This window comes from Cryobacterium sp. PAMC25264 (assembly GCF_019443325.1).
Taxonomy (GTDB): domain Bacteria; phylum Actinomycetota; class Actinomycetes; order Actinomycetales; family Microbacteriaceae; genus Cryobacterium.
This window is the reverse complement of sequence record NZ_CP080383.1, coordinates 1,702,189-1,726,672: the sequence shown is the minus strand read 5'-3', so window position 1 is coordinate 1,726,672 and position 24,484 is coordinate 1,702,189. Positions and strand designations below refer to the sequence as shown.

The following is a 24,484-nucleotide window of genomic DNA, read 5'->3' as shown; positions in this document are numbered from 1 at the left end:
TACCCTCGACACGTGTCTGAAAGCGTTGAAGTCCTGATAGCCGCGCCCGTTCTCCCCACCTACGCCCACCCCGGCGACGCTGGAGCTGATCTCCACTCGGCCGAGACCCTCGTCCTGGCTCCCGGCGAGCGGGCCCTCGTGGGTACCGGCGTGTCGATCGCACTACCCGACGGTTATGCGGCGTTCGTTGTTCCGCGCAGCGGGTTGGCCGTCAAGCACGGCATCACCATCGTCAACTCGCCGGGCACGGTCGACGCCGGCTATCGCGGTGAGATCAAGGTCTGCCTGCTCAACACCGACAGCACCGCTTCTTTCGAGATCCAGACAGGTGACCGGATCGCCCAGCTCATCGTGGCGCCGGTCTCGCGGGCCGTGTTCGTGCCCGTTGAACGCCTCCCCGGCAGCCTGCGCGGCTCCGGCGGTTTCGGTTCCACTGGAATCGCCACGCAGGCTGCCGACCTGCCCCCCCATTCCTCTGCGTCCGCACCAGCGGATGCCCACCTGAGCGGAGAAACCCTGTGAGTGACAACGTGAATCCCGGCTCGGGCTCTAAGGCCGACAAGCTGGCCGCGACCGAGCCGGCTGAGACCGAGCCGACGGAGACCGAGCTGACGGATGCCGAGCAGGCCGACGCCGAGCCGACGCCTGACCCGCACGCCAAGTCCGCCCCCGACGACCGCGACGTCGACGGCCCGCTCGACGAGTCCGAGGCCAACCCTGTGCGCCCGTATGTGGACCTCGGCGGCGTGAAGATCCTGCCCCGCGAGGGCCTGCACCTCCGTCTCGAGATCGAAGAGGGCAGCAAGCGCGTTGTGGCCATCGGCTTGGACTACGCCGGTTCGACCTTGCAGGTCCAGCCCTTTGCGGCGCCGCGTTCGAGTGGGCTGTGGCACGAGATTCGCAGCCAGATCGCCGACCAGATCGCCCGTCAGGGCGGTTCGACCACCCCGCGTGAAGGCCCGTTCGGTCCGGAGCTCGTCGCCGAGATCCCCGTGGCCGCCGGCCAGGGCCCGAGTGGAACCACCCGGCTGGCGCGCTTCATCGGAGTGGACGGTCCGCGTTGGTTCCTTCGCGGTGTCATCGCCGGCGAGGGCGCCATCAACCCGGAGGCCGCTGCACAGATCGAAGACCTCTTCCGTAGCATCGTCGTGGTGCGTGGTTCTGCCCCCATGCCGCCGCGTGATCTGATCCCACTGCGGATGCCGGCGACTCCGGCCGGCAACCCCGAACCCAGCGGCGCCTAAGCACCCGGTCGGAGCCGACCGGCCGGCGGCCACCGTTCGACACACCGTCCGACACCTCACCGAAAGCCCCATGATGACGGATTCCACTTCCCGGCCCGAGCCAGACCCGTCCACGCCCGGCGAACGGACCGGCTCCGAAGCCGGAGGTCCATCGGCGGCTGCGCCGGCCGAGCCGACGGCAGGCAGTGCCCTCGCCGACGGAATGGCTGCCGCCGCCCGGCGCGCCGGATTCAGTCCGGCAGCCGACGGCGAGCCGATCAGCGGCCATGCCCTGCTGGCGGCGATGGGCGGAATCCGCGGCCTGGTCGAGGCCATCGTGCCCGGACTGGTGTTCCTGGTCACCTACACGTTCACCCGGGAGCTGATCCCCTCCCTGGTCGCTCCGGTGCTCATCGGCCTGGTCTTCTTCGCATTCCGGCTGGCCCGCAAACAGACCGTCGCGCAGGCCGTCGGCGGGCTGGTCGGCATCGCCATCAGCGCGGTGCTCGCCCTCCTCACCGGCCGTGCCGAGGACTTCTACCTACCCGGTTTCTGGACCAACGGCGTATACGGCGCCGTGCTCCTGGTGTCGGCCCTCGTGGGCTGGCCGCTCATCGGAGTGGCCGTCGGCTTCCTGATGGGGGAGCACCTCGCCTGGCGTTCCGACCCGTCCAAACGCCGGGTGATGACCATCCTCACCCTCATGTGGGCCGGTCTGTTCATCCTCCGCCTCGCGGTGCAGCTTCCGCTGTACTACGCAGGGAATATCGAGTGGCTGGGCGCGACCAAGCTTCTGATGGGTATTCCCCTCTATGCGCCCCTGCTCGTGCTCTCCTGGTTGATGGTGCGCTCGGTCTACGCTGCGACGGCCGCGCAGGAGTCCAGCGACTAAGCCCGTCAGAGCCGTGCCGGGCAAACCGGTCGGGGCGCCGTGTCGCCCGGGCGGGGGAAGCCATCGGTGCTATTGTTATCTCGACGTCAAGATAGTTTGGCGAGGGTGACAGCCCCGTTCGCCCGTGGCCCGCCCCTGCGCCGCCGACACCGGGCGGTAAGGCTACCCTTGCTGGCAGAAGCGGGCGTCACTTGGTCAGGATTGAGGATTGCGGACGGGATCCCGTCGGTTTCCACGAAGGAGAGGACATCGTGTCTGCTGTAAATAGTTTTGGAGCTCGGGACACCCTGCGCGTCGGTTCGACGGACTACGAGGTCTTTCGGCTGGACGCTGTCGAGGGGTTCGAGAAGCTGCCCTTCAGCCTCAAGGTCCTCCTGGAGAACCTGCTTCGCACCGAAGACGGTGCCAACATCACCGCTGAGCACATCCGCGCCCTCGGCTCCTGGGTGCCCACCGCCGAACCCGACACCGAGATCCAGTTCACTCCGGCCCGGGTGATCATGCAGGACTTCACCGGCGTTCCCTGCATCGTCGACCTCGCCACCATGCGTGAGGCCGTCGCCGACCTCGGCGGAGACCCCAACACGATCAACCCGCTGGCCCCGGCCGAACTGGTCATCGACCACTCCGTCATCGCCGACCTCTTCGGCAGTGACAACGCCCTCGAACGCAACGTCGAGATCGAATACGAGCGCAACGGTGAGCGGTACCAGTTCCTCCGTTGGGGCCAGACCGCCTTCGACGACTTCAAGGTCGTCCCGCCGGGAACCGGCATCGTGCACCAGGTCAACATCGAGTACCTGGCCCGCGTCACCTTCACCAGGGAAGTGGGCGGGGTGCTCCGCGCCTACCCCGACACGTGCGTCGGGACCGACTCGCACACCACCATGGTCAACGGCCTCGGCGTGCTGGGCTGGGGCGTCGGCGGCATCGAAGCCGAGGCGGCCATGCTCGGCCAGCCCGTCTCCATGCTCATCCCCAAGGTCGTCGGCTTCAAGCTCAACGGCTCCATCCCCGCCGGCGTCACCGCCACCGATGTCGTGCTCACCATCACGCAGATGCTGCGCAAGCACGGCGTCGTGGGCAAGTTCGTCGAATTCTACGGCGAGGGCGTCGCCCAGGTCCCGCTGGCCAACCGCGCCACCATCGGCAACATGAGCCCGGAGTTCGGCTCCACGGCCGCCATGTTCCCCATCGACGACGTCACCCTCGGCTACCTGCGCCTCACCGGCCGCAGCGAGGACCAGGTTGCCCTTGTGGAGGCCTACTCCAAGCTCCAGGGACTCTGGCACAACCCGGCGCAGGAGCCGGTCTTCAGCGAGTACCTGGAGCTGGACCTCGGCACCGTCGTGCCCTCCATCGCCGGCCCGAAGCGCCCGCAGGACCGGGTCGAACTCAGCAACGCCAAGAGCCAGTTCGAGATTGACCTGCAGAACTACGCCACCCACGACCTGTCCATGGTGGACGCGGCCGTCGAGGCGTCGTTCCCTGCGTCCGACCCCATCGGATTCACCGCCCAGGACGAGCAGACCGCTCACCAGATCTCCCACCAGCACGTGAGCCACGCTCCCGTCTCGGTGTCGAGCCCGGTACCGATCACCACCGCGGACGGGGCCACGTACACCCTCGACCACGGCGCCGTGGCCGTCGCGGCGATCACGAGCTGCACCAACACCTCCAACCCCTCGGTCATGCTCGCAGCGGGCCTGCTCGCCCGCAACGCCGTGCGGAAGGGCCTCACCTCCAAGCCGTGGGTCAAGACCACCCTGGCTCCCGGCTCCAAGGTCGTCACCGACTACTACGCCAAGGCCGGCCTCACGGGCGACCTCGAGGCCCTCGGCTTCTACACCGTCGGTTACGGCTGCACGGTGTGCATCGGTAACACCGGTCCGCTCATCGACGAGGTGTCCGCCGCGATCAACGAGAACGACCTCGCCGTTACGGCGGTGCTCTCCGGTAACCGCAACTTCGAGGGCCGGATCAGCCCCGACGTCAAGATGAACTACCTGGCCAGCCCGCCGCTGGTCATCGCGTATGCCCTGGCCGGGTCGATGAACTTCGACTTCGACACCGACGCCCTCGGCGTCGGCAACGACGGCACCGAGGTGTTCCTCAAGGACATCTGGCCCGACTCCGCCGAGGTTCAGGCCACGATCGACAGCTCCATCGACACCGCCATGTTCACCAAGGAATACGGCGAAGTGTTCGCCGGCGACGAGCGCTGGCGCTCCCTGCCCACGCCCGACAGCGAGGTCTTCCAGTGGGACCCCGAGTCCACCTATGTGCGCAAGCCCCCATACTTCGACGGCATGACGCTGGAGACCACCCCGGTCTCCGACATCGTCGACGCCCGCGTGCTCGCCAAGCTGGGTGACTCGGTCACCACCGACCACATCTCTCCGGCCGGCAACATCAAGGCCGACAGCCCGGCCGGCGCGTACCTGATGGAGCACGGCGTCGAACGCGGCGACTTCAACTCCTATGGATCGCGTCGCGGTAACCACGAGATCATGATCCGCGGAACCTTCGCCAACATCCGGCTGCGCAACCAGCTGCTCGACGGCGTCGAGGGCGGGTACACCCGCGACTTCACCAAGCCGGATGCTCCGCAGTCGTTCATCTACGACGCCAGCCAGAACTACCAGGCTGCCGGAACACCCCTGGTGATCTTCGGCGGCAAGGAGTACGGCTCCGGGTCTTCCCGTGACTGGGCGGCTAAGGGCACCAGCCTGCTGGGTGTCAAGGCCGTCATCACCGAGAGCTTCGAGCGCATCCACCGCTCCAACCTGATCGGAATGGGCGTTGTTCCGCTGCAGTTCCCGGCCGGCGAAAGCTGGGCGTCGCTGGGCCTGGACGGCACCGAGAGCGTCTCGATCACGGGCCTCGAGGAACTCAACGCGGGCACGACGCCCAAGACCGTGCACGTCGTCGCGACCCCCACGGCGCATTCGGCGCCGGACAAGGCCGTCGTCGAGTTCGACGCGGTCGTGCGCATCGACACCCCCGGCGAGGCCGACTACTACCGCAACGGCGGCATCCTGCAGTACGTGCTGCGTTCCCTGGTCGTCTAGGGCGACGCCTCCACGGCATGGTTTCACAGGCTTGATCGGCAACTGGCGCGTAGACTCGGCTCATCGGGGCTGCGCGCCAGTTCTCGCTCACGCGAGGGGACAGGCTCCCGACTCGTACCAATGATCTGCCCGCACATCGCCTGCACACCCGCCGGCAGGACGACCTGAAAGAGAGTACCGATGACCCTTCTGGAGACGATCAACGGTCCCCGGGACCTCGACGGTCTCACGAAGGAACAGCTCGTGGAGCTGGCCGCCGAGGTCCGCGCCTTCCTGGTCGCGGAGATCTCGAAGACCGGTGGACATCTGGGGCCCAACCTGGGTGTGGTCGAGATGACCATAGCCATCCATCGCATCTTCGACTCGCCTCGTGACGCCATCGTGTTCGACACCGGGCACCAGTCCTACGTGCACAAGATGCTGACCGGTCGGCAGGACTTCAGCCGGCTCCGCCAGACCGGCGGCCTCGCCGGCTACCCGCAGCGGTCGGAGTCCGAGCACGACATCGTGGAGAGCTCGCACGCGTCGAGTTCGCTCTCCTGGGCCGACGGTATCTCCCGGGCCTTCGAGATGACCGGGCAGAGCGACCGCAACGTCATCGCCGTCGTCGGCGACGGTTCCCTCACCGGCGGCATGACCTGGGAAGCGCTGAACAACATCAGCGACGACAACAACCGCCGGCTCATCATCGTCATCAATGATAACGGCCGCTCCTACGCGCCCACCATCGGCGGCATGGCCCGCTTCCTCAACACGGTGCGGTTGCGCGCCAGCTACAAGGCGGCGTACATCACCAGCCGCCAGGCCTTCGATCACATGGGCGCTCCGGCCCGGGCGATCTTCCGCGGCGTGCGCGGCGGCCTGCACGGCTTCCTCAGCCGGTTCTCCAACAACGAGGCCCTCTATTCCAACCTCGACATCAAGTACATCGGGCCGGTCGACGGCCACGACATGGAAGCCATGCTCGAGGCGCTCACGCAGGCCAAGGAGTACGGCGCCCCGGTGATCGTGCACACCATCACCCAGAAGGGCAAGGGCTACGACCCTGCGGTCCAGGACGTGGCCGACCAGTTCCACGCCGTCGGTGTGATCGACCCCGAGACGGGCGAGCCCACCGAATCCGCCGGCGCCCCCTCCTGGACGTCGGTCTTCGCCGATGAATTGTTGAACCTCGCCACCGACAACCCCAAGCTGGTGGCCATCACTGCCGCGATGTTGCGGCCCACCGGCCTGCACAAGATGGCCGAGCGCTTCCCCGAGCGGGTACACGACGTCGGCATCGCCGAGCAGCACGCCGTCACCAGCGCCGCCGGCCTCGCCTTCGGCGGGCTGCACCCCGTCGTGGCCCTCTACGCCACCTTCATCAACCGTGCGTTCGACCAGGTGCTGATGGACGTCGCGCTGCACCGCGCCGGCGTGACGTTCGTGCTCGACCGGGCCGGTGTGACCGGACCGGACGGACCCAGCCACCACGGCATGTGGGACCTCGCAATCCTCCAGGTCATCCCGCACATCCGCCTGGCCGCGCCGCGCGACTCCACTCGCCTGCGCGAGGAACTCGCCGAGGCCGTCGTTGTCGATGACGGCCCCACCGTGCTGCGCTTCCCCAAGGGCAGCACCGGCGTGGAGTTCGACGCGGTTGAGCGGCTCTCCGACGGTGTCGATGTACTGCTGCGGAGCGCCCAGCAGGATGTCCTCATCGTGACGGTCGGTCCCATGGCCGGCATGGGCCTCGAGGTCGCCGCCCGGTTGGCCGCGCAGGGCATCGGCGCGACTGTCGTCGACCCCCGCTGGGTGGTCCCGGTTCCGCAGAGCATCATCGGGCTCGCCGCCTCGCACCGCATCGTGGTCAGCATCGAGGACGGCGTCCGCGTCGGCGGCATCGGAACCCGCATCCGCCAGGACCTCCGCGAGGCCGGCGTGGACACCGCCGTGACCGAGCTGGGCCTGCCCGACGAGTTCCTCGACCACGGCACCCGCGCCGAGATACTCGAGCGAGTCGGACTGACCCCGCAGCACATCGCCCGCGACGTCGTGGCGATGGTTCTCGGCAGCAAGCTGCCGCACGCCCGAGCCCTCCCGGCGGATACCGATCGCACGGACGCGGATTCAGTTTCGGGCTCAGACACCGGCTCCGTTCCCGTGCGGCGGGCCCCCCGCGACTAGTACCACCCACGCAGAACTGGTCCCGAAACGGACAAATGCGGCCGGTACGCGGTATTTGTCAACCTGTTTGAGACAGGTTGGGTTTGGGTTTTTGGCGGGGGTCGTTGATGCATACCCGGCCCGGTAGGGCCGGGGGCTTGGGGTGTTGGGCGTAGCGTTCTGGATGCGTTCGGAATGCGGTGTTGAGGACTTGGCTTCTGCGGCGGGTCACTCGGTCGGTGCGGCCGTAGTGAACGTCGTTGGGGGTGTTCCAGGCGATGCCGGAGTGGCGGTGGTTCTGGTTGTATTCGTGGAAGAACCAGTCGAAGTAGGCGCGGGCGTCATCGGTCGTGTCGAAGATCTCAGGGAACGCGAGATCGTATTTCGCGGTCTTGAATAACGCTTCGCTGTAGGGGTTGTCGTTGGAGACTTTGGGCCGGGAGAAGGACTTATCGACGCCGAGTTTCTCCAGCAGTAAGGACACCGGTGTGCTCACCATCGCAGCACCGTTATCCGAGTGCAGAGAGTTCGGCGCGACGCCGTGGTTCGCGGTGACCGCTTCTTGGATCAGTTCTTCGGCGAGGTCACCATCCTCGTAGGCCTCCAGCCGCCAGCCCACGACGCGACGGGAGTAGATGTCCATGATCACGTAGAGGTGGAAGTAGCGGCCCCGGATCGTGGTCTTGAGCTTGGTGATGTCCCAGGACCACACCTGTGACGGGGCGGTCGCGACCAGCTCGGGGATCTTCTTCGGCGACCCCTCAGCCTGCCGGCGGCGCTCGTGGACCTGCCCGGCCGCGCGGGCGACGCGGTACCAGGAAGACTTCGACGCCAGGTAAACACCCGCATCCCAGGCCCGGTAAAAGGCTTGGCAGATCGAGAAGCCCTCATACTCAGGGGTGTTGATCAGCGCCAGGATCTGCGCGCTCTCCGCAGTGGAGAGCGTGGCCGGCTGGTGCCGGTCCTTCTGCGGGATCGGCGCGGCCAGGCGGGCGCGGGGGCTGCGGTGCCGATAGAACGATGCCCGCGAGTAGCCGACCAACGCGCAGGCCCGCACCACCGGCATCCCCACCGCAGTCAGGTCGACGACTGTTTCGAACGCTACTCGGTGGGTTTCGGCTTCCGAAACGCGGCCGGGATCGCTGGCTCGTCCGGCAGCGGCGGGGTGCGGATTTGTGAGCTCTTGGCCAGCGCGGACAAGAGCTCTGAGGCTTTTCCCAACACTTCCACCGCGCTCTCGGACTGCTCCAACTGGGCTTTGAGGATCGCGTTTTCCTTCTGCAATCGCAGAAATTCGATCCGTTCCTGTTTCGTCAACACGTACTTAGTCTGCCGCTGTTCCGTCTCGACCAGCAGGCCCTGCCGCTTCTCCTGACTCCACCGCGACAGCGACCTAACGTCGATGCCGACTCGGCGACAGAACGCGGACTTCGCGCCGATCTCCGCGCCCGTCGACGCGTACTGCTCCCACTGCGCAAGAATCGCGAGGCGCTCAGCAGACGTGAAATGATGCTTCCGAGTAAGCCGGGTTTGGACTTCTGACATTTCCATTTGGATGTCCTCTTCCCCGCCCTCAGCCGGCCCGTGATGAAACGATGATTTGTCTCACCACAGGCTGACACTCAGGGTGTACCGGCCGCATTTGTCCGTTCGGGAAACAGTTGAGGTGGTCGCCTAGCTGAGGACGGCCGTGGCGGCGCTCACGCCACGGATCATCGGGGTGTGGAAGGTTCCGCCGAAGACTCGCTCACTCGCGCCCACCCGGTCGAGGTAGGGCGTGATGCCGCCCATCTGGAACGGCCAGCCCGCACCGAGGAGCATGCACAGGTCGATGTCCTCCGGGGCGTGCACCACGTCGTCGTCGAGCATCCGCTTGATCTCGTCGGCCAGGCCGTCCTCGACCCGCCGCAGGATCTGTTCTGCGGTCATCGGCGTCGTTCCGCCCGCCACGATCCTCTGGGCGCCCTTATTGAACCCGGTCACCTGGCCCTTGGTGTTACGGTCCAGGATCGTGCCGTGCTCCGCGAGGCGGTGCAGGTTGGTGCTTTCGAAGAACCGGTCGGGGAAGGCCGCGTGGTGGGTGTCAAGCACATGGGCGCCCACCTTGAGCCCCACCAGCTCGAGAAGCTCGAAGGGTGTCATCGGCAGGCCGAAGGGCGACAGGGCGCCGTTGACGACATCGAAGGGGGTACCGGTGTCCACGGCGTGCATGGCCTCACCGAGAAGCTTGGCCAGCACCCGGTTGACCACGAACCCGGGGGTGTCCCTGGTGATGACGGCGTTCTTCCGCAGCTTGGCCGCGATGACCATCGCGGTGGCGAGAGTGACCTCGTCGGTCGCGGGCGTGTTGACGACCTCGATCAACGGCATCACCGCGACAGGGTTGAAGAAGTGGAACCCGACGAGCCGTTCCGGATGTTCAAGCTTGGCCCCGATCTGCTCAACCGAGAGGGAGGAGGTGTTCGTGGCCAGGATGGCGGTGGGGGAGATGTGCTTCTCGATCTCGGCGAACACCTCCTGCTTGACGCCGAGTTCTTCGAACACGGCCTCGATGACCCAGTCCGCGTCGGCGAAGTCGGCCTTGTCGGTGGTGCCCGTCACGAGGGCACGCAACCGGTTGGCCTCGTCGGAACTGATCCGGCCCTTGTCCAGCAGTGTCTTGATCTCGCCGTGGATGTAGGCCACGCCCTTGTCGACCCTGGCCTGGTCGAGGTCGGTGATCACGACGGGAACACGCAGCCGACGCACGAAGAGCAGGGCGAACTGGCTGGCCATAAGTCCGGCGCCGATCACGCCGACCTTGCCGACCGGCCGAGCGAGCGCCTTGTCCGGAGCCCCCGCAGGGCGCTTGGCGCGCTTCTGCACCAGGTTGAACGCGTAGATGCTGGCCGGCAGCTGGTCGCCCGAGATCAGGTCGGCGAGCACGTCGTCCTCCCGCGCGAAGGCCTCGGCCTTGCTCCCGCTCTTGGCGGCCTTGAGTAAGTCGAGGGCTGCGTAGGGGGATGCGGCCACCTCTCCGATGCGGGAGGTCAGCATCTTGCGGGCGATGCCGATGGCGGCATCCCACTTGACCAGGCGCTCGATCTTGCCGGGCACATGCGGGCGCGAAACGGCCGTGGTACCTGCGATGACACCGTCGGCCCACGCGATCGACTCCTCCAGGAAGGTGACCGAGCGGAACATCACGTCGGCGATTCCCAGCTCAAGGGCGTCGGCGCCCGTGAGGGTGCGGTTGTTCTTGAGTGGGTTCTCGATGATCACCTTGAGGGCGTTCTCGATGCCGACGAGGTTGGGTAGCAGGTAGGAGCCGCCCCAGCCCGGAATCAGCCCGAGGAAGACCTCAGGCAGGGCGATGGCTGGCGCCGTCGCGTCCACCGAGCGGTAGTCGGCGTTCAGGGCGATCTCCAGTCCGCCGCCGAGCGCGAGTCCGTTGATGAAGACGAACGACGGCACACCGAGGGTGCTGAGCTTGCCGAGCGCGTGGTGGCCGAGTTGGGCGAGTAGCTTGCCGACCTCCCGGGAGGGGATCTCACCCACCTTGCTCAGGTCGGCGCCAGCGGCAAGGATGAACGGCTTACCGGTGACGGCCACTCCGTGGATCTCCCCACGGGCCGCCCGTCCGGCCAGCTCGTCCAGGGTCGCGGCGAATTCCAGCAGGGTGATGGGCCCCAGCGTATTGGGGCGGGTGTGGTCGCGCCCGTTGTCCAGGGTGAGCAGGGCGAGCGTGCGGCCGCCGGAGAGCGGCACGTCGCGCACCAGGGAGCGGGTGACGACTTCGTCGGCGGAGATCGCGACGAGCGGGCTGAAGTCTACGCCGGCGTGGTCGGTGGACATGGCGGAGGAGGTGTCGGTCATCGCTTGGCTGCCTTCTTGTTGAAGTGCGGGTTTTCCCAGATCACTGTGCCGCCTTGGCCTAGCCCGATGCACATGGCGGTGACGCCGTAACGCACCTCGGGGTGCTCGGCGAACTGGCTGGCGAGCTGGTTCATCAGGCGCACACCCGATGAGGCCAGCGGATGGCCGATGGCGATGGCGCCGCCATACTCGTTCACCCGGGGATCGTCGTCGTCGATGCCGAAGTGGTCGAGGAAGGAGATGACCTGCACAGCGAAGGCCTCGTTGAGTTCGAACAGGCCGATATCGGTGATGGACAGGCCGGCCTTGCGCAGGGCCTTCTCGGTGGAGGGGACCGGTCCAAGTCCCATGACCTCGGGCTCGACACCGGCGAAGGCGAAGCTCACCATCTTCATCTTCACGCTGAGGCCGAGTTCCTTGGCGGTGGCTCCGCTGGCCAGCAGACACGCGGTGGCGCCGTCATTGAGTCCGGAGGCGTTGCCCGCTGTGATACGCCCGTGCGGGCGGAACGGCGTCTTCAGGCCCGCCAGACCCTCGAGGGTGGTCTCCGGTCGGGGAGCTTCGTCGCGGGTCGCCAGGCCCCAGCCGGAGTCGCTTCGGGTGGCTACCGACACCAGGTCCGGCTGGATCTTGCCGGCAGCGTAGGCGGCGGCGACCTTCTGCTGGCTACGCAGCGCGTACCGGTCGGAGCGGTCCTTGGTGTATTCGGGGAACCTGTCGTGGATCCGCTCGGCCGTGGCGCCCATGTTCAGGGCGTCTTCGCTCACCAGCCGTTCGCTGAGGAACCGCGGATTGGGGTCGACACCGGCCCCCATCGGGTGCCGGCCCATGTGCTCGACACCGCCGGCGATGGCCAGGTCGTAAGCGCCGAAGCCGATCGCCGAGCCCATCGTGGTGACCGACGTCATCGCACCGGCGCACATACGGTCGATGGCGAATCCGGGCACCGAGACCGGCAGGCCCGCCAACAGAGCGGCGGTTCGGCCCAGCGTGAGTCCCTGGTCGCCGGCCTGCGTCGTCGCGGCTATCGCGACATCGTCGATCCGTTCACCCGGCACGTTCGGATTGCGTTCCATCAGCCCGGTGATCGCCTTGACGACCAGGTCGTCGGCGCGGGTATTCCAGTACATACCCTTCTCGCCGGCCCGACCGAACGGGGTGCGAACCCCGTCCACGAAGACGACATCAGTTCTCTCGGCCACTTTGCCTCCATCACTCAAAACAGGTATCGCACGATCCTAGGGTGAGGGATTAACCGCTGTGAATCCTTTGACTGTTCCTACGAATCCGCGTCCGAGGGCACGGCGCTCGTTTGGTGGACTTCCACAAAGGCATCGGCGATTAGTTGTGCGGTGGCCTCAATCTGCCAGGCTCGTGCACCGAGCAGCGCGAGAGTGTCACCCACCGTCGCCGCATCGGCGGGTTCCGGCGGCTGCCAGGCCACGCGGCGCAGGTGATCCGGGGTGAGCAGGTTCTCGAGCGGAACCATCCGCTCCTCGGACACGGCCACGAGCGCGGCCCTGGCCGCCTTGAGGCGGAGGTCGGCGTCTGGGTTACGGTCGGCCCACGCACGCGGCGGCGGCAGGGCATCGCTGTTCGGTTTGGCCGACGGCAGGTCGCCGCTGGCGAGGCCGGTCTGAATCGCCGTCCACCAGCGGTCGAGTTCAGTTCGGCTGGCACGGCCGTTGAATTCGCGCAGGTCCGCCAACGCGTTCCGTGAGGTCGGCAGGATGCGCGCCGCGGCCACCAGGGACGCATCGGGAACCAGCCGCCCAGGCGAGACGTCGAGTTCCTGGGCGAGGGCGTCCCGGGCTACCCACAGTTCACGGGCCACGGCCAGGTTGCGCTGGCCCCGAACGGCGTGCAGGCCGGACAAGCGGCGCCACGGTTCGGCACGCGCCGGCTTGGCCTCACGGGCCAGCACTGCGGCGAACTCTTCGTCGGCGATGGCGGTCTTGTCCGACTCGACGAGCAGTTCGGCCATCCGCTCACGCAGGTCAGGCAGCAGCTCGACGTCGAGGGCCGCGTAGACCAGCCAGCTCTCCGGCAGCGGCCGGGTCGACCAGTTGGCGGCGGAGTGTTCCTTCGCCAGGTGGATGCCGAGGAGTTCTTCGACGACGGTGCCCAGTCCAACGCGGGGTAGGCCGAGCAGCCGCGCCGCGAGTTCGGTGTCGAAGATGCGCACCGGGTCGAGTCCGACCTCACGGAGGCAGGCCAGATCCTGGCTGGCGGCGTGCAGGATCCACTCCTCGTCGGCCAGGGCATCGTTGAGTTCGCTGAAGTCGCCGATGGGCGGGGGATCGAAGAGGAAGGTGCCCGCACCGCGGCGGTAGATCTGGATGAGGTAGGCCCGTTGTGAGTAGGTGAACCCTGACGCACGTTCGGCGTCGATGCCGATCGGACCGGTACCGGCCAGCAACTCATCGATCGCCGCGAGGTAGGCCGCGCGGGTATCGATGACGCTGTGGTCACCCACGAGCGGCACGGCGGGCCGAGAGATCGGCGACCGCCATGGTGGGGGCGCCGGCGGGGCTTCCAGCTATGCTCAGCCCAACGGAGTCCAGCCCGTCGGAGCCCGCAGCAGCCGAACTCAGCCCGACGGGCTTGAGCCCGACGGCCTTCAGCCCGACAGTGCCAAGTCCCTCGGTGTTGATTCCCACGGCGTTGCTGTCAACGGCATGCATTCCCACGGCGTTCATTCGCACGGTCTCCCTGCCGGCACCGGGAGTGCCGAGCGGATCGGGGCCGGCGGTATCGACACCGACCGTTTCCATGCCTCCGGAATCGGGCCCGGTGGCGGTCACTCCCAGCGTAGGGAGTCCGGAGCCGCTTCGCCGCATCGACGTGACGGACGGACCAATGGAATCGAGGGGGCCGACGCTGATTCCGCCGGTGCCGGACGCCTCGTCATGGCGGGCATCGTGCGGTTCCGTCACGGCATGGTGGGAATCAGTCTGGTGTGCTCCAGGCTGGTGCGTTCCTGTTTGGTGCGTTCCAGCTTCGTGTGCTCCGGCCGCGTGTGTGCCGCCGTGGTGCGACCCCGCCGGGTGGTTGCGACGGGGAAGCGTGGGCACGTCGGTGGTCGGCGGCAGGCCGGCCAGCATGCAGAGCAGTTCCCCCAGCCCTCGACATGCGCGCCGAGGTCGTTGTCGAGAGGACTCCAGGATGCCCGGAGCTCGATCTGGGCGCCGTCTCCCTGGTGCGCCAGCTCGCCGAATCCGGAGGAGAGGATCTTGGTGGCCGTTCCGGACGCGGCGGTGTACCGAGCGCCGCGGGCGTCCAGAGCGTCGACGAGCCAGGCCCAGGCCACCTCGGCGAGGAACGGATCGACCCCGATGTCGGTCTCCAGGGGAGCCTGGGCGAAACAGACCACCCGGAACGGTCCTCCCCAGCTCTCGGGCTCGTCGGGGTCGTAGAGCAGGATGAACCGTCCGGTGCCGAAGTCGGAATCGCTTCCGTGCCGCACCGGAGTCACGTCGGCGGAGAGCGCGACGGAGTAGGGTGCGAGGTTTCCGGGAGCAGATATCTCGGTGACGATGAGCTCGGCCCGCGGGGTGGCGTGACGGATAGCGTCGAGCGCCGCGGCAAATTGCGCGGGGCGCTGGGGCTGATCCTCTGAATCGGGCACGTCTGCAGACTAGAGTTTTTTCCGTGCGCTGGTGCGAGGCACGCCGAACAACCGGAGGTCAGGCATGACGGGACGCCAGCCGGGACACCCCCGAGCACGCCGCAGCAGCAGAGGGAGCGGCGCGCCGGGCAACGGCAGGACGGGACGCGGGTCCTCTGGGCCGCGTCCGACGAGCGGTCTTGCCTCCGCCGCACTGGTGGTTGCCGGGGGAGCCGTGGCTGTCGCTGCGGCCGGCAGCCTCACCGTGGCGGTGCTGGCCGGTGTGATGGCGCGGCGTGTGGTGACGCCGTCCTCCAAGCGCGCCGACGACACCGGGTGTTCGACGTCGACCTGGCGGCGGGCACCATCACGCTGGAGGCCACGGCCGACGCCGTGTTGCCCGGTGACTACAGCTTCTGGTTCGCGGCCGACTCGGGCCACGCCAGGCTCGGCCGGATCGTGTCCAGGACGCCCAGCACCGTCACGCGGCGCATCCTGAACGTGGATTTCGGCGACCTCGCCACCGTGCGGTCCGGCCGCTTGGGCGGATACTCCTTCCTCGGCCCGTGGGACCTCGGGCTGGACTTCACGAACGTCTCCGTAGCCACCGACAGGGGCGACGCCCCCGCCTGGCTCATCCCTGCCGCGGAGCCGTCAGGGCGCTGGGTGATTCAGGTGCACGGGCGAGGCGTGCGGCGGCAGGAGACCCTGCGTGCCGTTCCGGTCTTCCACGCGGCGGGCTACACCGCCCTGCTCGTGTCGTACCGCAACGACGGCGACGCGCCGGCCAGCGCCGATGGGCGGTTCGGCCTGGGCGACACGGAGTGGCGCGACGTCGAGGCGGCCATCGCCTTCGCCGCCGGGAACGGGGCCACCCAGATCGTCTTGATGGGGTGGTCGATGGGCGGTGCGATCGTGCTGCAGGCGGCCACCAGAGCGGTGCACGACGGCCGGCTCACCGGTATCGTGCTCGATTCCCCGGTGATCGACTGGGCGGACGTCGTGGCCTACCAGGCACAGCTCCTGCACCTGCCGCAGGTTGTGGTCAGGGGAGCCCTCGTGGTGATGGGCCACCGGTGGGGCCGCGCCGTGACCGGGTTGCACTTCCCGATCGATTTTCCCCGGCTGGACTTCGTCTCCCGGGCGGCGGACCTGAACCTGCCGATCCTCATCCTGCACAGCGACGACGACGGATACGTCCCATCCGCCCCGTCACGGTCCCTGGCGGCGAGGCGTCCGGACATCGTGACGCTCGTGCCCTTCTCGGTCGCCAGGCACACCAAGCTCTGGAACTACGACCCCTCGGCCTGGAACACGGCCATCCTGGGATGGCTGACCCGCCTCGGAGCGGAGCATCCGGCTGTCGAGGCCACCCACGAGAGCTGAACGGGCCGAGTCAGGCCCGCTCAGGCCCGCTCGGCCACACGCTCCCGCAGCTGCCGTTTCGTGCGGCCGAGCATGGCTGTCATGCCGCGCAGGCGCAGCGGCGACACCGCCTGGGTGAGGCCGATCGACTGCGGGTAGTCCTCGGGGACGGCCAGAACCTCGGCGACGCTCAGACCGTCGAGGCCCTGCGCCAGGATCGACGCGAATCCGCGCGTCGTGGGCGACTCGGCCGGCGCGGTGGCATACAGGTGCACAGCACCGGCCTCGTCCACCTCCACGAAGATGAAGACGGGGGACTGGCATTCCACGACCCGTTCGAAGAGATCGGGGTGGTCCCGGTATCGTTCGGGAAGCTCCGGAAGCGAATTGGAGAATTCGAGCAAGAGGAGCAGCCGGTCGCCCTGTTCGAGCGCCAGGAAGTCTTCGCGGATCTCGGCCAAGGGCTCGGGAAGGTCGGTGGTGGTCATCACATCAATTCTGCCATGTCGGTGGGAGCCGACCGGGAGGTCATCGCGGAGTGGGGACTGAGCCCGGGTCGGTGCCCTGCACGATGGGCACCCGCACGGCACTACCCCACTCGGTCCAGGAGCCGTCGTAGTTGCGCACATCCTTCAGACCGAGGAGGTGGGTGAGCACGAACCAGGTATGGCTGGATCGCTCGCCGATGCGGCAGTACGCGATGACCGGCTCCGCGCCGGTGAGTCCGGCTTCGTCGCGGTAGATGGCATCGAGTTCGCCGCGCGGCCGGAACGTGGCGTCGTCCGACGCCGCCCGTGCCCAGGGCACCGAGACCGCCGAGGGGATGTGGCCGGCCCGCAGGGACCCCTCCTCGGGGTAGGCCGGGGCCGTGGTGCGTAAACCGCTGTATTCCTCCGGCGAGCGCACATCCACCAACGGACGCCCGAAGTGCGCGAGCACATCCTCCTTAAAGGCCCGGATGGGGGCGTCGACCCGGTCCACCACGGGGTAGTCGACGGGAAAGGCGGATTCCCGGTCCGTCGTCACCTCGCGGTCTTCGGCGAGCCATTTCTGTCGGCCGCCGTCGAGCAGGCGAACGTCCTCATGGCCGAAAAGGGTGAACACCCAAAGCGCGTAGGCGGCCCACCAGTTGCTCTTGTCGCCGTAGATCACCACGGTGCTGTCTCGGCTGATGCCCTTCCGGCCGAGCAACGCGGCGAAGGCCGTGCCGTCGATGTAGTCGCGTTCCACGGGGTCGTTGAGGTCGGTGTGCCAGTCGATCTTGACCGCTGTGGGGATGTGGCCGCTCTCGTAGAGGATCACGTCCTCGTCCGACTCCACGACGACCAGGCCAGGGGTGCCCAGATGCGCCTGAAGCCACTCGGTGGACACCAGACGTTCCGGATGCGCGTAGTCGGCGAACGCGGGCGTGGGGTCGGTCGGGACGGTCATGATTTCCTCCTGGTGGTCGGGCAGTGCTCGGCTGGTGATCCGCACCGCGCCGGTCGCGGCGCCACGCCTGCTTGAGTGCATTTAGGCTGGTGGACATCCCGCGACCCGAATCTACCGGCGTGACCCGGCTTGCGCCGGTTCCGGCGCCGATAGACGCGCGCGAGGTGCATGTCCCCGAGGTTTGCAAGGACGAAGACCCCACCGTTATTCCGCCAGGATGCCGGTTGCACAGACAGGAACCGGATGCCAGACATGGTCGACCAGAGCCCGAAGAGCCCCGTGCGGTTGATCGAGCGGTCGCCGTCGATCACGGGCGCAGAGATCGTCGCCGAGCTGGTGCCGCCGCCACAGTTCGAGCACGCCTCCTTCGAGTCCTACCGCCCGGACCTGGACTATCCTTCCCAGCTGGCAGCCGTTGAACGGTTGAACTCTTTCGCCGCCTGGCGTGCGCGCCCGGGCGGGTTCTTCTCACGCTCCCGCCGGACCAAGGCCGAGCTTCCCGGCGTCTACCTCGACGGCGGCTTCGGCGTGGGCAAGACACACCTCCTCGCGGCGCTCTGGCACGGGGCACCTGGCCCCAAGTACTTCGGCACGTTCATCGAGTACACCGCGCTGGTCGGGGCGTTGGGCTACGCCGACACCGTGGTTCAACTCACCGGGGCCAAGCTCATCTGCATCGACGAGTTCGAGCTCGACGACCCGGGCGACACCATGCTGATGACCCGGTTGCTCGGTGAGCTCATCGCCTCTGGAACCCGTGTCGCGGCCACCTCGAACACACCGCCGAACTCGCTGGGGGAGGGTCGCTTCGCAGCCGCGGACTTCCTGCGTGAGATCCAGGCGATGTCGGCCAACTTCGAAACCGTGCGCATCGACGGGCTCGACTACCGCCGCCGTGACGCGTCTGGGCATGCGCAGACGGTGCTTCCGGAGGAACTCGACCGGATGAGCACGGCCCTGGCCGCTCGCGGCAACCGGGTGTCCGTCGATGATTTCGGCACCCTGATGAGACACCTCAGCACCGTGCATCCGTCGAAGTACATCAAAATGATCGCCGAACTCGACGTGATCGCGCTGCGAAACGTCTACCTGCTGACCGACCAGACGGATGCCCTGCGGCTCGTCGCGTTCATCGACCGCGTCTACGACGCCGAGATTCCGATCATCGCCAGCGGAGTTGCCCTGCACGACGTGTTCGACGCCGAGATGATGCAGGGCGGCTATCGCAAGAAGTATCAGCGGTCGCAATCGCGCATGGTGGCGTTGACCACGGGCGAGTTGCCACCGCACGCCGACTGACCGCACGCCGACTGACCGCATGCAGGTTCGTACGAACGGGCGAGGCGTCACGCCCGCCCGCGTTCTGCAGGAAGGTTCGCGGCCGCTGGAAACACGTTCTTAACGTTGCGGGCGGTTGCGTAACCTGCCTGAAACACGACGGTGCGGCTCGTGAAACGTCCTGGTCGGAGACTAAGTGGCGTACCCGGGACAGATACAGCACCCAGCACGCTCGTCATGAGGCTTCCCGGTACACCCAGCTAACTCGAGAGGTGTGAGGACAATCTATGGATACGGGAAGCATTGCATGGGGGTTGACGGCAACCGCACTTGTGCTGTTCATGACTCCGGGAGTCGCGTTCTTCTACGGCGGACTGGTCAAGGCCAAGAGCGTCGTCAGCATGATGATGATGAGCTTCGGAGCCCTCGGGCTCATCAGCGTTCTGTGGATCCTCTACGGATACAACATGAGCGCTGTGGACGGACCCTCGCAGTTCGCGGGTAACCCCTTCTCGGACTTCGGACTGGGAGCCCTCGCCACCGGCGAGACCGGAAACACCGATCTCCTCGGCGCCACCTACGGCGCCACCTTCGCGATCATCACCGTCGCACTGATCTCCGGGGCCGTCGCTGACCGTGCCAAGTTCGGCTCCTGGATGATCTTCGCCGGTATCTGGGCCACCCTGGTCTACTTCCCCGTCGCCGCCTGGGTCTGGGGCGGTGGCTGGATCATGAGTCTCGGCGAGACCCTCGGCCTGCCGGGAGTCATCGACTACGCCGGCGGTACCGCTGTGCACATCAACGCCGGTGCTGCCGCGCTGGCTCTCGCACTCGTTCTGGGCAAGCGCATCGGCTTCCAGAAGGGAATCACCAAGCCGCACAACGTGCCGCTGGTCCTCCTCGGCGCAGCCATCCTCTGGTTCGGCTGGTTCGGTTTCAACGCCGGAGCCGAATGGCTCAACGGCCTCGCCAACGTCGGCCTCATCGTGGTCAACACCCTCGGCGCTACCGCTGCGGCCATCCTCGGCTGGATGATCGTGGAAAAGATCAAGGACGGCAAGGCCACGTCGGTCGGCGCAGCATCCGGTGCCGTCGCCGGTCTCGTGGCGATCACCCCCGCCTGCGCCAACCTCGAACCCGGCTGGGCCCTGCTGCTCGGCGTCGTCGCTGGTGCCGTGTGCGCCATGGCCATCGAGATGAAGTTCAAGTTCGGCTTCGACGATTCCCTCGACGTTGTGGGCATCCACCTCGTCGGTGGCATCATCGGCACCCTGTACCTCGGCTTCTTCGCCATCGGCACCGGCCTCTTCGTCGGTGGCGACCTGGGCCAGCTCGCCGTGCAGGCCATCGCAGCCTTCGCCGTGCTGATCTACTCGTTCGTCATCGCCTACGTGCTGGGTTTCGCCATCGAGAAGACCCTCGGCTTCCGCATCAAGAACGAAGACGAAGTTGCCGGCATCGACACCGTCGTGCACGGTGAAGAGGGTTACGCGCTGGACCGCGTCTAATCTGACTGCGGCCGACCAGGCCGTCAGGCTCACGCCGACCGGGGCGGTGAGGAAGTGTACGGGTGCGTCACGCACCCGACACCTTCTCACCGCCCTTCGTCGTTGCGCCGGGGAGGACAAAAAGCGCCCGCGGGTCGTGCCCCTTGACCGTGGGCTCGGGCCGCGGCATCATCACCTCACTGGCGGTGACCCGAACACCGCGAGAAGCTCCGTCAAGGTCCCGGGAATCCGGGACCTTGACGGTGCCGGTGAATTCCCCGCGCCTCCCCGCACAGTCGAAGCGCCGCAGTCGGCGCCCAGGATCGAGACTCCGGCACCACCTACTTCCAGGACGCAAATCGAGGACACTTCCCGATGGATCCCGCACCCACTCCGTTACCCCCTGAGCCGTGGGGGCCTCCGGGGGTCGCCTCCGAGCCGGAGTGGTACCTGCACCGGTCGCGTCTGGACGACCTCATCGTTCGGCTCCAAGGCACGGATGCCCGGGTCCTCCAACTGTGGGATGCCGCCGGATCGGGCAAGACCACCCTGCTGGCCGGGTGGGCACGCCGACTGGCCGCCGAGGGCGCCGACGTGCGCTGGATGACCGGAACGGATCTTGTCACGGCTCGGGACCCGGATGCTGTGTGGCGGCTACTCGCTCCCACCCTGGCCCTCCAGGCGTTCCGGGGCGCGCCTTCCGACGTCCCTCGCACGGACACGGCGCTACGCTACGTGTTCATAGATGATGTCGACCTTCCCACCGGACCCGACGAAAGCGGACCGTCGATCCCGGACGGGTGGTGGCCGATGATCTCGCTGGCGCCACCTGATCTCCGCATCATCGTGGCGGGCCGTCGCCGCCCCGGCACGGGCACGGCACCGCTGCTGGCCGCCGGAGTGCTGCTCGACTGCCCGGGGGAGATACTCGCGTTCACCCTCGAGGAGACTCTCGACCTGGCCGCCCAACGGCATCTGCGCCTGTCGACGGAGCACGCCGTCGCACTGTGGCGCAACACCGGAGGGTGGGCGACGGCGCTCACCTTCGCCCTCGCCGGACAGGGACAGGACCGCGAACACCCGGACCCGAGCCCGGCCGGCGACTCTGGGATCACCGCCACCGGGATCACCGACACTGGAGTCGGCCTGCCCGGGTTCTCCCTCACCGACATCGATGGGGCCACTCCCGCCGTCACCGACTACGTGGCCGCCGAAGTGCTCGACGGCCTGGACGACGACCAACGGGACATCCTCATGCGGTCGGCCGTATCCTTTCTGGTGCCCCTGGAGTTGGCGGTCCGGGTCACCGCCCGAAGCGATGCCGGCGAGGTCCTCGAGCGGGTGTCCCGGAGCAACGGGATGCTGGTGCGGGTGCCCGACGTGTCGCACGCGAGCGCTGCTGTCAGGAGCGGCGCTGTCACCAGCGGCACGGGCTCGGTCGATTCGAGCGCCGAGACACGCGTCGCGGCAGGGGAGGCCTACCGGTTCCATCCGATCTTGTTGAGCTACCTGCAGGCGGCGGCCCGCGGGCACGACGCCGATGCGACCACGGATCGGCATGTCCTGGCCTGCCACTGGTTCTCCGAACGATCCGATGGTGCGGCGGCGCTGCACCAGGCGTTGCACACACGGGACACCGCCCTCGTGGGGGAGACGCTCGATCGGTTCGGCCTGGCGCTCGTTCTCACCGGCGACACCGACCTGGTGGGGCGGGCACTCCGGCGCCTCGACACCCCGGTCCCGTCCACGGCGGCGTTGGCCCTGCGGGTTCTGCTGGACGCACCGGCGTTCGCCGCCAGGCGGCGTGCGCACCAGCTCCTCGCCGCCGCGGGCGATACAGCCGGCTGGTCTGGGTTCAGCCCGCAGCGTCGTCACGCGCTGTGGCCGGCCGTGATCGAGATCCTGCATGCCCTCCTCGCGGTCGAGCCCGCGGACGTGGTCAAACGGTTGCATGCCCTGCAGGGTCATCGAGTGGGCGAGGCGGCCCGGCTCGACCTCGCAATCGACCTCCTCACCGGGATGGCCGAGGGACGTTGCCTCGACAGGCTCGGCCTGCCCGGGCCGGCGGAGGACATCCTGCGGGACGTCGCCGAGTCGGCCCGCATGGCCGGCTACAGCTGGCTGTTCCTGGTCGCGAGCGACCTGGCGGCCACGGCGGTGGCCCACGCCGGCAGATGGTTGCAGGTGGCGATGTTGGAGAGCCAGATGGCGGAGTCCCCGGCCCCGCCCTCCGCGGCCGACCAGGTCGGCAGCCGGGCGGTTCTGTACACGATGATCCGCCGGTACGAACGCTGCCAACCGCTCGACGTCGATGTCGTGGAGAGGTTGAGCTCGCATCCGCACCTCGCCTACGACGCCGGCGTGACCGTGCCCGCCCAGGTACTCCTTCTGCTGAACGGTTTCGACACCGACCCGCACTCGCGTCGCACCATGGACGCGTTGATGCTGCTGATGCGTGAAGTCGGAGCAGACCACCCCCGGTCACTCAGCCTCTGCTGTGTGCCTCTCCTCGAGGTGAGCGGCGCGCTTGACGGCCGACCGGAGACACAGGCCGTGGTGCGATTGGTGGAATCGGTCCTGGGGGAGGAGTCCCTCGAGGCGCTCCTGCTTCGTTTCCTGTCGGTTCCGCCCACCCGGGCAGGGCATCCGGCCGAGGAACGCCTGCGCGAGGCCGCGCTCGACGAACGAACCGCTCGTCGCGGGTCGACCATGGTCAGTGCGTGGATTGCCCTCTCCCACGTGGCAGAGCTCTCCGGGCGCCACGTCGAGTCGGATGCGCGGCTGCTTCGAGCTCTGCGCCTGGCCAGCCAATTCGGCACCGAGCGGGCGTTCCTCGCCGTGGGCGGCCAGGGCGCGGCCCTCATCCGAAGCCGCCTCGGCCGGCTCGGTGATCTCGACGAATTCGCCCGGCACACCCTGCGCTGCGCTGCGCGCGTGCGGCCCAACGCTCGCGGGCACGGTGCAGACGCCGGCAGGAGCAGCCCGAAGCTGACCCAGCGGGAACGGGAGGTGCTGCGGGAACTGCCTGTGCACCAGTCGGTGGCTGACATCGCCCGCAAGCGCAACGTCAGTCCGAACACCGTCAAGACCCATCTGCGCAACATTTACTAGAAGCTCGAGGCGGCGAACCGGGCCGATGCTGTGGCGATCGCCCAGGAGCGCGGCTTGCTCTGAGCTAGATTCACCCGGATCGGGTGACTCGACTCCGTGCGCCCGCGGCGACACTGCAGCGAGGCGACACTGCAGCCACACGACGAAGGGTTCTGTCATGGAGGAATATGCGTACGGACCGGTGGAGCTCCTCCTCATCTCGTTTGACGGAGACCGACCGGGGCCGGCCCTGCGGCAGGCGCTGCTCGATCTCATCGAGGAGCGCACCGTCACCCTGCTGGACCTGATCTTCGTCAACCGCACCGTGGACGGCGAGGTGCTGATCGTCGAGATTGACGACCTGCCGGAGAAGACGCAGCTTCCGGACCTCGACCTCGGTGAGCTGGGCCTGGCCGGTATCGACGACGTGGAGGAACTCGCCATGCAGCTGGAGCCGGGTACCTCGGCCGCTGTGCTCGTTGTCGAACTGACCTGGGCCCGGCATTTCGCCTCGGTCCTGGCCGCCTCCGGGGCGCGGTCCTGCATCAGGAGCGCATCCCCGCCGCCGTGGTGAACGCCGTTCTGGAGGCCGCGCGCTAACCCGCGAACCGGCACACGCCCCCACGCCACCCCACCAAACCCCACCCCCTACCGAAACCCACTGAGGAGTCGAACATGTCACCACGTCGAATGGGCCGCCCGGGCCTGATCGGAATGGCCGCGCGCACCGCCGTTGTCGCCGGCACGGCCACCGCCGTCAGCGGCAATGTGTCCCGCAGGCAACAGGCCAGGGCGCAGGACGCTCAGGCCCAGGCCGACGCGCAGGCTCAAGAGGACCAGTACGCCGCCCAACAGCAGGCGGCCCAGCAGGCCCAGCAGCAGGCGCCGGCCTCCAATGACTCTGGCCTGCTCGACCAATTGAACCAGCTGTCGCAGCTGCACAACGCCGGGGTGCTCAGCGACGACGAGTTCACCGCGGCGAAGGCGAAACTTCTGGCCTGATCCGGGGAGAAAACCGTCGAACTGCCCACGCCGACCCG

General features: G+C 67.7%; 19 protein-coding genes and 1 pseudogene. 11 read left to right on the top strand and 9 right to left on the bottom strand.

The features are described 5' to 3' along the window. The first annotated feature begins 12 nt into the window (after positions 1 to 12). The 5 genes from dut (at position 13) to dxs (ending at position 7,352) form a co-directional block, all read left to right on the top strand. The gene (gene dut, locus KY500_RS07900) at positions 13 to 522 is read left to right on the top strand and encodes a dUTP diphosphatase (RefSeq protein ID WP_219902998.1); all 510 of its coding nucleotides are present in this window, start codon (positions 13 to 15) and stop codon (positions 520 to 522) included. An 86-nt stretch (positions 523 to 608) separates the two neighbouring features. Further along, positions 609 to 1,244: a DUF3710 domain-containing protein gene (locus KY500_RS07895; protein WP_219903354.1), complete on the top strand. Its 636-nt coding sequence runs from the start codon at positions 609 to 611 to the stop codon at positions 1,242 to 1,244. A 73-nt stretch (positions 1,245 to 1,317) separates the two neighbouring features. Then, positions 1,318 to 2,115 carry a DUF3159 domain-containing protein gene (locus tag KY500_RS07890; protein WP_219902997.1) on the top strand — a complete coding sequence of 266 codons (798 nt, stop codon included), beginning with the start codon at positions 1,318 to 1,320 and terminating at the stop codon, positions 2,113 to 2,115. 251 nt (positions 2,116 to 2,366) lie between these two features. Continuing rightward, the gene (gene acnA, locus KY500_RS07885; protein ID WP_304505696.1) at positions 2,367 to 5,186 is read left to right on the top strand and encodes an aconitate hydratase AcnA; all 2,820 of its coding nucleotides are present in this window, start codon (positions 2,367 to 2,369) and stop codon (positions 5,184 to 5,186) included. Positions 5,187 to 5,366: 180 nt separating this feature from the next. Continuing rightward, on the top strand, positions 5,367 to 7,352 hold the full coding sequence (gene dxs, locus KY500_RS07880; protein ID WP_219902996.1) for a 1-deoxy-D-xylulose-5-phosphate synthase: 1,986 nt from the start codon (positions 5,367 to 5,369) through the stop codon (positions 7,350 to 7,352). A 58-nt stretch (positions 7,353 to 7,410) separates the two neighbouring features. On the opposite strand, the gene KY500_RS07875 is transcribed toward dxs, so the two are convergent. From KY500_RS07875 to KY500_RS07845, 7 genes and pseudogenes are all read right to left on the bottom strand, one after another. Further along, positions 7,411 to 8,397, bottom strand: coding sequence for a DDE-type integrase/transposase/recombinase (locus KY500_RS07875; RefSeq protein ID WP_255579195.1), 987 nt, complete (start codon positions 8,395 to 8,397; stop codon positions 7,411 to 7,413). A gap of 35 nt (positions 8,398 to 8,432) precedes the next feature. Next, positions 8,433 to 8,882 carry a hypothetical protein gene (locus KY500_RS07870; RefSeq protein ID WP_219900606.1) on the bottom strand — a complete coding sequence of 150 codons (450 nt, stop codon included), beginning with the start codon at positions 8,880 to 8,882 and terminating at the stop codon, positions 8,433 to 8,435. 123 nt (positions 8,883 to 9,005) lie between these two features. Then, the gene (locus tag KY500_RS07865; RefSeq protein ID WP_255579873.1) at positions 9,006 to 11,186 is read right to left on the bottom strand and encodes a 3-hydroxyacyl-CoA dehydrogenase NAD-binding domain-containing protein; all 2,181 of its coding nucleotides are present in this window, start codon (positions 11,184 to 11,186) and stop codon (positions 9,006 to 9,008) included. Further along, positions 11,183 to 12,388 (bottom strand): thiolase family protein, encoded by a 1,206-nt coding sequence (locus KY500_RS07860; RefSeq protein WP_219902995.1) that lies wholly within the window; start codon positions 12,386 to 12,388, stop codon positions 11,183 to 11,185. Before KY500_RS07860 ends, KY500_RS07865 begins: the two co-directional genes overlap by 4 nt. A 77-nt stretch (positions 12,389 to 12,465) precedes the next feature. Further along, entirely contained in the window at positions 12,466 to 13,662 is a 1,197-nt protein-coding gene (locus KY500_RS07855) for a ribonuclease D (protein ID WP_219902994.1), read from the bottom strand. After that, positions 13,655 to 14,122, bottom strand: coding sequence for a hypothetical protein (locus KY500_RS07850; protein ID WP_219903553.1), 468 nt, complete (start codon positions 14,120 to 14,122; stop codon positions 13,655 to 13,657). The genes KY500_RS07855 and KY500_RS07850 overlap by 8 nt, the downstream gene beginning before the upstream one ends. Before the next feature lie 126 nt (positions 14,123 to 14,248). Then, a pseudogene (locus KY500_RS07845) lies at positions 14,249 to 14,814 on the bottom strand (DUF3000 domain-containing protein); the annotation flags it as partial. 315 nt (positions 14,815 to 15,129) lie between these two features. Between KY500_RS07845 and KY500_RS07840 the strand changes: the two are divergent. Next, positions 15,130 to 16,179, top strand: coding sequence for a S9 family peptidase (locus tag KY500_RS07840; RefSeq protein ID WP_219902993.1), 1,050 nt, complete (start codon positions 15,130 to 15,132; stop codon positions 16,177 to 16,179). A gap of 20 nt (positions 16,180 to 16,199) precedes the next feature. On the opposite strand, the gene KY500_RS07835 is transcribed toward KY500_RS07840, so the two are convergent. Then, positions 16,200 to 16,646, bottom strand: coding sequence for a SufE family protein (locus KY500_RS07835; RefSeq protein ID WP_219902992.1), 447 nt, complete (start codon positions 16,644 to 16,646; stop codon positions 16,200 to 16,202). A 40-nt stretch (positions 16,647 to 16,686) separates the two neighbouring features. Further along, on the bottom strand, positions 16,687 to 17,589 hold the full coding sequence (locus KY500_RS07830; RefSeq protein ID WP_219902991.1) for a sulfurtransferase: 903 nt from the start codon (positions 17,587 to 17,589) through the stop codon (positions 16,687 to 16,689). Between the two features lie 252 nt (positions 17,590 to 17,841). On the opposite strand from KY500_RS07830, the gene zapE reads away from it, so the two are divergent. The 5 genes from zapE (at position 17,842) to KY500_RS07805 (ending at position 24,446) form a co-directional block, all read left to right on the top strand. Next, complete coding sequence (gene zapE, locus KY500_RS07825) at positions 17,842 to 18,888, top strand: cell division protein ZapE (RefSeq protein ID WP_219903351.1); 1,047 nt, start codon at positions 17,842 to 17,844, stop codon at positions 18,886 to 18,888. A gap of 266 nt (positions 18,889 to 19,154) precedes the next feature. Beyond that, positions 19,155 to 20,375, top strand: a complete 1,221-nt coding sequence (locus KY500_RS07820) for an ammonium transporter (RefSeq protein ID WP_219902990.1) — start codon at positions 19,155 to 19,157, stop codon at positions 20,373 to 20,375. Positions 20,376 to 20,729: 354 nt separating this feature from the next. Then, a complete protein-coding gene (locus KY500_RS07815) occupies positions 20,730 to 23,465 on the top strand; it encodes a LuxR C-terminal-related transcriptional regulator (RefSeq protein ID WP_219902989.1) in 2,736 nt (911 codons plus the stop codon). A gap of 157 nt (positions 23,466 to 23,622) precedes the next feature. After that, positions 23,623 to 24,018 carry a DUF6325 family protein gene (locus KY500_RS07810; protein WP_219902988.1) on the top strand — a complete coding sequence of 132 codons (396 nt, stop codon included), beginning with the start codon at positions 23,623 to 23,625 and terminating at the stop codon, positions 24,016 to 24,018. Positions 24,019 to 24,119: 101 nt separating this feature from the next. Continuing rightward, positions 24,120 to 24,446 (top strand): SHOCT domain-containing protein, encoded by a 327-nt coding sequence (locus tag KY500_RS07805; protein WP_255579872.1) that lies wholly within the window; start codon positions 24,120 to 24,122, stop codon positions 24,444 to 24,446. Positions 24,447 to 24,484: the final 38 nt, after the last annotated feature.